Source organism: Superficieibacter sp., from assembly GCF_032071645.1.
Lineage (GTDB): Bacteria > Pseudomonadota > Gammaproteobacteria > Enterobacterales > Enterobacteriaceae > Superficieibacter.
Genome location: NZ_DAMAPU010000026.1, coordinates 23,872 through 33,747, shown reverse-complemented (window position 1 = coordinate 33,747; position 9,876 = coordinate 23,872). Strand labels below are relative to the sequence as shown.

Sequence of the window (9,876 nt, the reverse complement as noted above, 5' to 3'; positions counted from 1 at the left end):
CCAGGCATCAGATAAAGCAGAAGCCCGTCCGCAAGGACGGGCTTTTTGCGTTTCTGCCCGTCTGATAAGTACAACCCAGATAATCCCCACCTGAACCCTGCGCGATGAACTATCCTTTAACTGCTATTCCGGCAGGGAGGATAAAAATTGGCTATAAAACCCTTTGATTACCAGCAGGATTTTTCCACCATCGACTTTCGCCAGCACCCTGAACGCTATCAGGTAGGGCGGGGTGAACAGGGTGTGTTGCTGGTCGAACCCTATAAAAGCGAAATTCTCCCCTTCTGGCGCTATAAAGATGCCGAATCGGCAACAAAATCGGCTGAAAAAATCTACAAACTGTTCGAGGCCTATCGTGCTCAGAATGATTTTGTCGGCATGGATATGGCTCGCAAATTTATCCAGATGGGTTACACCCGCGCTCGTCGCTATGCCAACTACAAGGGCGGTAAAAAATACGCTCAGGACGGCAATCTAAACCCGCGCGGCAACGATCCGACCAAAGCGGCTGCTGCCACCGTCTTCAAAGGATGGTGGGATAAAATCCGGGCGGATGATGACTACCTGCAACGCAAACGACACCATCAGGCTAAATGGGGATAACAACATTAGCCGACGAATAATTAACACTTTATTTACTTTTGTAGCGCGCGTAATCTGGCTGCCTGAAAGAAAAGGCTGAACAGCCAAATAACAAGGAGGAATAACATGCCTGAAACCGCCCCTCGTCCCGTAAAAAATGCCGCTGATGCCCCGGAAGTACGCCGCCGCGTATGGGCAATTGTTGGCGCATCGTCCGGTAATCTGGTCGAATGGTTTGATTTCTATGTCTACTCCTTCTGCTCGCTCTATTTTGCCCATATTTTCTTTCCTTCCGGCAATACCACGACCCAGCTGCTACAAACGGCGGGCATATTTGCTGCCGGGTTCTTAATGCGTCCCATCGGCGGCTGGTTATTCGGACGTATCGCTGACCGTCGCGGGCGCAAAAAATCGATGCTGATTTCCGTCTGTATGATGTGTTTTGGCTCACTGGTGATTGCCTGTCTGCCGGGCTACGATACTATCGGCACCTGGGCACCCGCGCTGCTGTTGATCGCCAGGCTTTTTCAGGGACTGTCGGTTGGCGGAGAATATGGCACCAGCGCGACTTATATGAGTGAGGTCGCCCTTGAAGGACGTAAGGGGTTCTTTGCCTCTTTTCAGTATGTCACGCTCATCGGCGGGCAGTTGCTGGCGCTGCTGGTTGTGGTGATTTTGCAGCAGGTGCTGGATGACGCAGAACTCCGCGCCTGGGGCTGGCGAATTCCATTTGCCCTCGGTGCAGTGCTGGCCGTAGTCGCGCTCTGGTTGCGACGTCAGCTTGATGAAACCTCGAAACAGGAGGTTCGGGCGTTGAAAGAGGCCGGCTCTTTTAAAGGATTATGGCGCAACCGCAGAGCCTTTATCATGGTGCTGGGCTTTACGGCGGGCGGCTCGCTGGCATTCTATACCTTTACGACCTATATGCAGAAATACCTGGTCAATACGGCAGGTATGAATGCGAATACATCCAGCGCCATTATGACCGCCGCATTATTCGTGTTTATGCTCCTTCAGCCGCTAATCGGTGCGCTTTCCGATAAAATTGGCCGTCGGGCGTCAATGCTCTGTTTCGGCGGCTTGACCACTCTTCTGACCGTGCCGATACTCACCGCGCTGCAAAATGTTACGTCGCCCTATACTGCCTTTGCAATGGTGATGTGCGCGTTAATTATCGTCAGCTTTTACACCTCTATCAGCGGCATTCTGAAGGCCGAAATGTTTCCGGCACAGGTGCGTGCGCTGGGGGTAGGGCTGTCCTATGCTGTCGCCAACGCTCTGTTTGGCGGATCGGCGGAATACGTCGCGCTATCGCTGAAATCTATTGGGGCTGAGACCGCGTTCTTCTGGTACGTAACGGCGCTGGGAGCCGTCGCTTTTGTGGTTTCGTTGATGCTACACAAAAAAGGAAAAGGTCTGCGCCTCTAGTGCTGCGCCAGTTGCCACACGCTGTAACCGGTGGTGGCACCAGCGACGTCCCACGCAAAGTCCTTCCAGCTCCAGCCGCTTCCTTCGGGGCGGCTGTCCCACAGCTCTTTTGAAGCTCCCAGGCTTAAAGAAAACATGACCCCGATAGCCGCGCTGCGATCGCGGCTGATGCCCTGCTGTTGAGCCACTTCGTTCCCTGCAGCCGAAAGCAGAGCGGAGGCGATAAAATGCTGGGCCTTATCTTGCCCGCTCCAGCCATCGTTCGCCATATGACTACAGCAGCCAGTGAGAGGTAAAATACAGCACAGCAGGAGATAGCGCATGGTGGGCCTTATAAAAAAAGCCCCGGCAACGCGGGGCTTTAAGATTACAGAATGCGGCTGATAAGCCTGTCAATACGGATCCGGCGCAGACGACGGATCAGCTTACGCACTTTAACCGGGTAATCCGCGATACTTTGCAGATCGCTGTAATGTTTAACCACGGTCGTATGGGTGCGGATCAGTTCCAGTTCCCGATCCCGCTGGGTGCTGAGTTCCTGATGCGGATCGTGGATGAGGATCGCATTTTCCAAATCCAGCCGCCACGCGCGCGGGTTAAGGTTATTCCCCGTCAGCAGCATCCACTCGTCATCCACCCACATGCCTTTCAGATGATAAGTATTGTCATCATCTTTCCACAGCCGGACGATCAGCTGATCAGTATTCACATAATATTGCAGACGGCTCAGGAAGCGGCGCAGGTTGATTTCGTACAGATAAGGCAGCGCGCCGATGATTTTAAACGGCTGATCTTCAGGGATGTAAAAATCGTTGGCCGTTTTATCGCCGACAATAATTTCCACTTGTTTACCTTCACGCAACAAATGGATGATATTACGCACCAGAACCGCAGGGAGGTTAAAGTACGGCGTGCAGATCGTCAGCTTTTTCTCGGCGCAGGGCATCAGATGGAAAATGGTTTTATTCAGCAGGCTCGATTTTCCCAGCCCGACCAGCGGAGTCACCGACAGCTGCTCGTTATCAGCATCGCCCTGGAAATGGTAGCTGGTATCGCGCAATTCCTGACGATACAGGCGGACATCATTTTTGATTTCCGGGCTTTTGGGACGGGCGTCATTATCAAGACGATTCACGCCGCGACCCTGAATCAGGTTTTGATCGACCCAGTCGAACATAATGTCTGCCATCCGGCTATTGCGAATGCACTGGTAGCGATCGTAGCGGTATTTATCATGCTGATGCAGATAAACGTCGTTCAGGCTGGCACCGCTGTATAAAACAGCGTCATCAACGATAAAACCTTTGAAATGCAGAACGCCCAGCGCTTCCCGGGTATTTACCGGAACGCCATATACCGGCACGTCAACACCAGGATTTTCCTGGGCGGTGCGGCAGTACCAGTCGGCGTTGGTATTTGCAGCGGCGGCACCGATGCGGCCACGCTGTGCGCGGTGCCAGTCAACGAGCACGCGCACGTCCAGTTCCGGGCGCTGACGTTTCGCTTCATACAGCGCTGAAAGAATACCCTTGCCGCCATCGTCCTGCTCCAGATAGAGAGCGACAACGCAAATCCGGCGCGTGGCGCTGGCGATTTTAGCCAGCAGCGCTTCCCGAAAATCAGCGGGGCTATAAAAGAACTTAACATCATCAACTGACTGAGAAAGCTTGGGTAGTTGGGCAAGGTGTTGTTGATGTTTATTACGCTTAAATTTTGACAACATCACAGTGCGGTCTTCTCTGTTTATTGAAGGGTCCTCTGTACCAGGCAGACGACTTAAGCGAGCAATCATATCACCGTTGCCTGCCAAAGTGATCAACATTTCCAGCAGCTTACTTATCCGTCCCCGGCGCGCGCCAGTAAAAGTGTCAGGCCAACGATCCCGTCTTCCAGTTGAATATCGACATTGAACCCCAGTTTGCGCGCCAGCGCAATCATGCCCCGATTGTTCGGCATCGTGATGCCGTTAAGCCGTTCCAGCCCGTGATCGCGGGTATACTGAATGAGTTTTTCCAGCAGCCGTCGGCCCAGTCCCAGCCCTTTTAGATCCGAGCGCACCAGCACCGCAAATTCTGCGTCAATATTATCCGGGTCGGAAATGGCCCTGGTGACGCCAAGGATCTCATCGCCATCTTTAGTTTGTCGAATCGCCACAAATGCCATTTCCCGATCGTAGTCTATCTGCGTCATATTCGCTAAATCTTCATGGGTGAATTCATTGATCTCACTGAAGTAGCGATAATAGAGATCTTCTTTCGTCACCTTCGCAATAAATTGTTGTAGTGCAGGCTCATCTTCCGGCAGGATCGGCCGAAACAGACAGCGTTCGCCATTCTTGAGATCGACCCATTCTTCCAACTGCTGCGGATACGAGCGCACGGCCAGGCGGCTTTCTCTGTCCCCCTCAAACGGGGCGATCTCAAGCGTAACGTCCAGCGCGGTGAATTCATCCGCCGAGGCCAGCAGCGGATGAATATCCAGCCGCTGGATCTCCGGGCAATCGACAATCAGGTTCGACACGCGCACCAGTAACTGGCTGAGGCCCGGTACATCCAGCGGCCGCAGCGCGCTCCGCCCGCGGATTTTTTTACTTTTAATCGCCTGAATCACCAGATAGCGCGCCAGATTCATATTTAGCGGCGGAAGCGCCACCGCTGCCTGATCGTCCGCGCGCCATTCCACATTGCCTTCACCCAGCATAATCAGCGGGCCGAATACCGGATCGTGCTCGACGACAACGCGCAGCTCTTGTGCTCCGGCGCGGTTAGCCATACTTTGTACCAGCAGACCGTGAATACGCGCACCGGGCCATGCCATTTTAACCCGGTCAAGGATTGCATCTGCCGCCAGCTGCACTTCGGTTGCGGTGCGCAGGTACAGCATCACGCCCTGAACTTCTGATTTATGCGGGATATCCGGCGAGCGCAGCTTTAGCGCCACCGGGTAACCGATCTGTTCAGCAATATGCACCGCCTCGGCGCTGTCGCTGGCGATCCAGGTCGGCAAAGTATGCAGACCATAGGCCTGCAAAATAGGCTGAACTTCATGGGTATCCAGCGACGTCGCGCCGTCATTAAGCGCCTGCTGGAGCAGGCTGTGGGCTTCGGCGGTATTTGCGGCCAGATTGCCCGGCAGGGCAGGGGTTTCGCGGAGCTGCTTCTGATTGCGCCGGTATTCCACCATATGCATAAAAGCGGTGATCGTACCTTCGGGCGTGCGGTAGGTGGGAAGCCCGGCCTCGCTAAATAAACGCCGGGCTTCCTGCGAGGAAAACTCGCCGCACCAGTTGGTCAACACGGTAACGTATTTTCCGCGCGGATGGCGTTTCAGCGCTTCGATCAGCGCCAGCGCGCTTTCGGTGCCGGGAGCGGCAGCGCTGGGGGCGTGGATCACCATCAGGGCGTCAAAATCCTGGCTGGCGAGTAAAATATTCAGCGCGTTGACGTAATGTTCACTGCTGGCGTCGTCGCGTAAGTCGAGCGGATTTGCAGCCTCGACGCGTTCCGGCAAGGCCTGACGCAGCTGCTCGCGCGTTTCCTCGCTAAGCGAGGCAAGTTTACCGTTGCGCAGCCACAGCATATCCAGCGCCAGCGCGGCGGGCGCGGCACCGTTGCTGATAATCATCAGCCGCTCACCGCGCAGCGGACGCATATGGCTTAACGTTTCGACGGCGGAAAAAAGCTCGTGGGTATCCTGGACGCGCAGCAGGCCCGCACGTTGAATGGCAGCATCCCAGGCCAGGTCCATCCCGGAATTCACGTGCAGCAGGCGCTGCGCTTCCGGGCTGCGACCGCTCTTAATCACCAGAATGGGCTTATTGCGCGAGGCGCTACGGGCGGCGGAAACAAAGCGTCGGGCATCGCTTAAATGCTCAAGATACAGCAGGATAGCGCTGGTTTTACTGTCACGAGCGAGAAAATCCAGCAGTTCATCGACGTCAATATCCAGGCTGTTGCCCAGCGCGATAAAATAGGAAAAGCCCATTTCCCGCTGCTGCGCCCAGTCAAGGATCGTATTAGACACCGCCGCCGACTGGGAGATAAACGCCAGCTTGCCACGCGTACCAGGCACCGGAGAGAAACTGGCGTTCAGCCCCTGCCAGGGAGCCAGCAGACCCAGACTATTCGGGCCGAGCAGACGTATCTGCCAGCGCCGGGCGCAGGCCAGAAGTTCCGCAAACTGTTCGGGAGGCGAGGAAAGAATAATGCAGGTTTTGCAGCCTTTTTCTCCCAGTGCTTCCAGCAGCGCGAGATTACGCCGCGCGTGGGTACAAAGCACCGCCAGGTCAGGCGTGAATGGCAGGCTGGCGATATCCGGCCAGGCCAGCACGCCCAGCACCGCTTTCCAGGCTGGCGTCACCGGCAGCACTGGCCCACTAAAGCCGCCCGCCAGCAGATTGCGCATCATCAGATAACCGGCCCGCTGTGGTTTCATTGACGCGCCAATTACCGCTATCGACTTTGGTCGCAGTAGCGCTTCCAGTCCTCGCTGACTCATACCGGTCTTCCTTATACAGAAGTGACCGAATGATTTTAAACGCTTTCCGGCAATGCTGCTGTGATGTTGCCCTGATGTGCAGATTTTCCTGCCAGATAGCGCTCGCGAAAACGGGTAAAGTGAGCGCCCAGTGCTATCGCCGCGTCGGTATCACCCGCCAGATCCAGCAGGGCAATCGCCACTTCAGCGGTGCAGTATTGCCCGTCACCGTGTGGTTCGCGCAGGCGATAAGCAGAAATTCGGGATAAATCGACGGAAATGATCGGCAGCGCATCCAGCCACGGGCTTTTGCGAAACATTTTACGCGCCTCGCTCCAGGTGCCGTCCAGCATGATAAACAGCGGTGGTTTGCCGGGGGGCGGCGCAGAAAGCACCTCTCTTTCGCTGTCTGCGGCAGAAGCCGGAAAAACAACCACCGGCTGAAAATCCGGGTTAGCCACCAGATCCAGCAGCGCCTGCGGCGGCTCGGTGCGGGACCACTGAAACGCGGTCGTTTCCGGCAGAATATCGGCTATCAGACGCCCCGTATTACTGGGCTTCATCGGCTCGGTGTCGAACATTACCAGGCAAAACTGACTTTTTGCTTGTGCCGGAGTAATGGTTGCACACAGACAGTTTTTGAGGGGTAAAAGGCAACTCTGGCAGCGACGAACGCGATTGCCTCTGGCAAGAAAAGGACGTGTGGCGCGAGCAAGGCGCTCGGCGCGAAGACGAAGTACAGCGTTAACAGTCATGATGGGGGCGCAGAAAAAACGCCATTGTCGCAGAGCTTAATTCGGGGCACAAGATGTGCCCCGTGCGGATCACAGGGATTCGTTCAGCCAACTCTCGAAAGGCGCTTTCGGCACCGCGCCATTCAGCATGTCGACGACTTCGCCCTTTTTGAAAATCATAATGGTTGGAATACTGCGGATGCGAAAACGGGCGCTCAGCTCGCGTTCAGCTTCGGTATTTACCTTCACAAAACGGACTTTGCCACTGCGCTCTTCGGCAACGTCTTCAAACACCGGAGCAAAATTACGGCACGGGCCGCACCACGGAGCCCAGAAATCCACCACTACTGGCAGATCGTCCTTCAGCAGTTTATCCAGCGTCTCACCGGTCGCATTGATCACATCGCCGTCGAAGAGATCGTGGCCACAGCGTCCACACTTCGCCACATCATTCATACGATCGTCTGGAATGCGGTTAAGCGCCTGGCAACTGGCACAAACGGTATTCATAACTAACCTCAGGGTAAGGAGGGTGACAGAAAGGCAAAAAACGCCGGAATGTTTCTTTAATGTTACATATTATTGTTGAGTCTGTTTTAAACAACAATATGATTTATTCAATGAGTACAATAGACGCAGGCTTTTAAACGAAATCATAGCTAAGCGGGGGCACATCAGGTAATCTGCGCGCTTCGCGCAGCGCTGGTGGAGGAAAGCATGAACGACGAATTTAAGAGTAAAAGCGGCAAGGTTAAAGTGATGTATGTCCGTAGCGACGACGACTCGGATAAACGTACACATAATCCACGTACCGGAAAAGGCGGTGGCCGTCCGGGAGCGTCCCGAGCCGATGGTGGTCGTCGTCCTTCCCGCGAGGATCGGGGTCAGCAGGATCGCAGCCGCGACCGCGATCGCGACGCCTCTCCGTGGCGCACGGTTTCCCGCGCACCGAATGATGAGACGCCGGTAAAAGCCGATCACGGTGGCATCAGCGGTAAAAGTTTTATCGACCCGGAAGTGCTGCGCCGCCAGCGTGCGGAAGAAACCCGCGTATACGGCGAAAACGCCTGTCAGGCGCTGTTTCAGAGCCGCCCCGACTCGATTGTACGCGCCTGGTTTGTACAGAGCGTGACGCCGCGCTTTAAAGAAGCGCTGCGCTGGATGGCTGCCAATCGCAAGGCTTACCACGTGGTTGATGACGAGGAGCTGGCAAAAGCGTCCGGCACCGATCATCACGGCGGCGTGTGCTTCCTGATCAAAAAACGCAGCGGGACTTCCGTTGAACAATGGGTGGCGCAGGCTGGTGAAACCGACTGCGTGCTGGCAATGGAAGATATCTCTAACCCGCACAACCTCGGCGCGATGGTGCGTAGCTGCGCTCACTTCGGGGTGAAAGGCGTGGTGGTGCATGATGCGGCGGTGCTGGAATCCGGCGCGGCTATTCGCACGGCGGAAGGCGGGGCGGAACACGTGCAGCCGATCACCGGTGACAGCCTGTTTGATGCACTCGATCGCTTCCGCGAAGCGGGCTATACCATTGTCAGTACCTGTGGCAATAAAGGCACGCCGCTCTTTGACGCCACGCTGCCGCCTAAAATGGTGCTGGTGTTGGGGCAGGAGCGCGACGGTTTATCTGATGCTGCGCACGCCGCTGCGGACATGAGCATTGGTATCAACGGCACGGGCAATGTTGAAAGCCTGAACGTATCGGTCGCGACGGGGATTATGCTCGCCGAGTGGTGGCGTCAGAATAAGCTTTAATACGCTGGTGAGATAAAAAAAGTCCGGTGCTGCCATCCAGCCCGGACTTTTTTATTTATTCAGATTCGGCAGGCAGGACGGGCGTCCAGTCGACAGGTTTTTCGCCGTGCTGTTCGAGCCACTGATTTGCCAGCACAAAATGATTACAGCCAAAAAAGCCGCGATGGGCAGAGAGTGGGGAAGGGTGCGGCGCTTTCAGCACATGGTGGCGCTTACCGTCAATAATCGCCCCTTTTTTCTGCGCATGTGACCCCCAGAGCAGAAACACCACGCCTTCACGATGCTCATTAATCAGGCTGATCACTTTATCAGTAAACGTCTCCCAGCCGAGGCTGGCATGTGAATGCGCCTGGCCTGCACGTACGGTCAGCACTGTGTTGAGCAGCAGCACGCCCTGGCGCGCCCAGCTTTCCAGATACCCATGCGCAGGACGTTCAAAGCCCGGCACCGTGGCTTCCAGTTCTTTATACATATTCAACAGAGAGGGTGGAATAGCGACGCCCGGACGCACAGAAAACGACAATCCGTGCGCCTGACCCGGGCCGTGATATGGATCCTGTCCTAAAATTACCACTTTAACCTCGCCCAGCTCCGTAAAACGAAAGGCGTTGAAGACATCTTTTTGCGGCGGATAGATAGTTGCCCCCGACTGACGCTCTGCGGCAACGGTATTCAGCGTATTGATAAAATAGGGTTGCTCTTTCTCTTCCGCCAGGACGTCGTGCCAGGTTAATGGTGTGGTCATTTTGCTCTCCTGCAAAGGTTGATAGAGATAGCTTAACTGCTTCTTACTACTTCACAAAATGCCATTCATGCCCGCAGGCAGAACAGGGATAAAAAAAGTTTAAACTTTACGAAATTTTTTGGTCACTACTGCCAGTTAAAATTGATATAA

The 9,876-nt window shown here is 55.1% G+C and carries 9 protein-coding genes; 3 read left to right on the top strand and 6 right to left on the bottom strand.

Features of this window, described 5'->3' with window-relative positions:
- Positions 1-147: 147 nt before the first annotated feature.
- Complete coding sequence (locus RT197_RS21890) at positions 148-603, top strand: DUF4385 domain-containing protein (protein ID WP_312953360.1); 456 nt, start codon at positions 148-150, stop codon at positions 601-603.
- Between the two features lie 105 nt (positions 604-708).
- Entirely contained in the window at positions 709-2,010 is a 1,302-nt protein-coding gene (locus RT197_RS21885) for an MFS transporter (protein ID WP_312953358.1), read from the top strand.
- On the opposite strand, the gene RT197_RS21880 is transcribed toward RT197_RS21885, so the two are convergent.
- From RT197_RS21880 to trxC, 5 genes are all read right to left on the bottom strand, one after another.
- Complete coding sequence (locus RT197_RS21880; RefSeq protein ID WP_312953357.1) at positions 2,007-2,333, bottom strand: YfiM family lipoprotein; 327 nt, start codon at positions 2,331-2,333, stop codon at positions 2,007-2,009. The genes RT197_RS21885 and RT197_RS21880 overlap by 4 nt on opposite strands.
- A gap of 44 nt (positions 2,334-2,377) precedes the next feature.
- Complete coding sequence (gene pssA, locus RT197_RS21875; RefSeq protein WP_312953356.1) at positions 2,378-3,733, bottom strand: CDP-diacylglycerol--serine O-phosphatidyltransferase; 1,356 nt, start codon at positions 3,731-3,733, stop codon at positions 2,378-2,380.
- A 113-nt stretch (positions 3,734-3,846) separates the two neighbouring features.
- Positions 3,847-6,507, bottom strand: coding sequence for a GNAT family N-acetyltransferase (locus RT197_RS21870; protein ID WP_312953355.1), 2,661 nt, complete (start codon positions 6,505-6,507; stop codon positions 3,847-3,849).
- 35 nt (positions 6,508-6,542) lie between these two features.
- Complete coding sequence (locus RT197_RS21865) at positions 6,543-7,241, bottom strand: tRNA-uridine aminocarboxypropyltransferase (RefSeq protein ID WP_312953354.1); 699 nt, start codon at positions 7,239-7,241, stop codon at positions 6,543-6,545.
- Between the two features lie 69 nt (positions 7,242-7,310).
- Positions 7,311-7,730 carry a thioredoxin TrxC gene (gene trxC, locus RT197_RS21860; RefSeq protein WP_312953353.1) on the bottom strand — a complete coding sequence of 140 codons (420 nt, stop codon included), beginning with the start codon at positions 7,728-7,730 and terminating at the stop codon, positions 7,311-7,313.
- A gap of 207 nt (positions 7,731-7,937) precedes the next feature.
- Between trxC and RT197_RS21855 the strand changes: the two genes are divergently transcribed.
- A complete protein-coding gene (locus tag RT197_RS21855) occupies positions 7,938-8,981 on the top strand; it encodes a tRNA/rRNA methyltransferase (protein WP_312953352.1) in 1,044 nt (347 codons plus the stop codon).
- Positions 8,982-9,036: 55 nt separating this feature from the next.
- Here RT197_RS21855 and ung read toward each other — a convergent pair whose 3' ends face one another.
- On the bottom strand, positions 9,037-9,726 hold the full coding sequence (gene ung / locus RT197_RS21850; protein ID WP_312953350.1) for a uracil-DNA glycosylase: 690 nt from the start codon (positions 9,724-9,726) through the stop codon (positions 9,037-9,039).
- Positions 9,727-9,876: the final 150 nt, after the last annotated feature.

Bases quoted from the DNA above. Each gene is read 5' to 3' on its own strand.
- RT197_RS21885 (WP_312953358.1), top strand. From the start codon at position 709: ATGCCTGAAACCGCCCCTCGTCCCGTAAAAAATGCCGCTGATGCCCCG.
- RT197_RS21880 (WP_312953357.1), bottom strand. From the start codon at position 2,333: ATGCGCTATCTCCTGCTGTGCTGTATTTTACCTCTCACTGGCTGCTGT.
- pssA (WP_312953356.1), bottom strand. From the start codon at position 3,733: ATGTTGTCAAAATTTAAGCGTAATAAACATCAACAACACCTTGCCCAA.
- RT197_RS21870 (WP_312953355.1), bottom strand. From the start codon at position 6,507: ATGAGTCAGCGAGGACTGGAAGCGCTACTGCGACCAAAGTCGATAGCG.
- RT197_RS21865 (WP_312953354.1), bottom strand. From the start codon at position 7,241: ATGACTGTTAACGCTGTACTTCGTCTTCGCGCCGAGCGCCTTGCTCGC.
- trxC (WP_312953353.1), bottom strand. From the start codon at position 7,730: ATGAATACCGTTTGTGCCAGTTGCCAGGCGCTTAACCGCATTCCAGAC.
- RT197_RS21855 (WP_312953352.1), top strand. From the start codon at position 7,938: ATGAACGACGAATTTAAGAGTAAAAGCGGCAAGGTTAAAGTGATGTAT.
- ung (WP_312953350.1), bottom strand. From the start codon at position 9,726: ATGACCACACCATTAACCTGGCACGACGTCCTGGCGGAAGAGAAAGAG.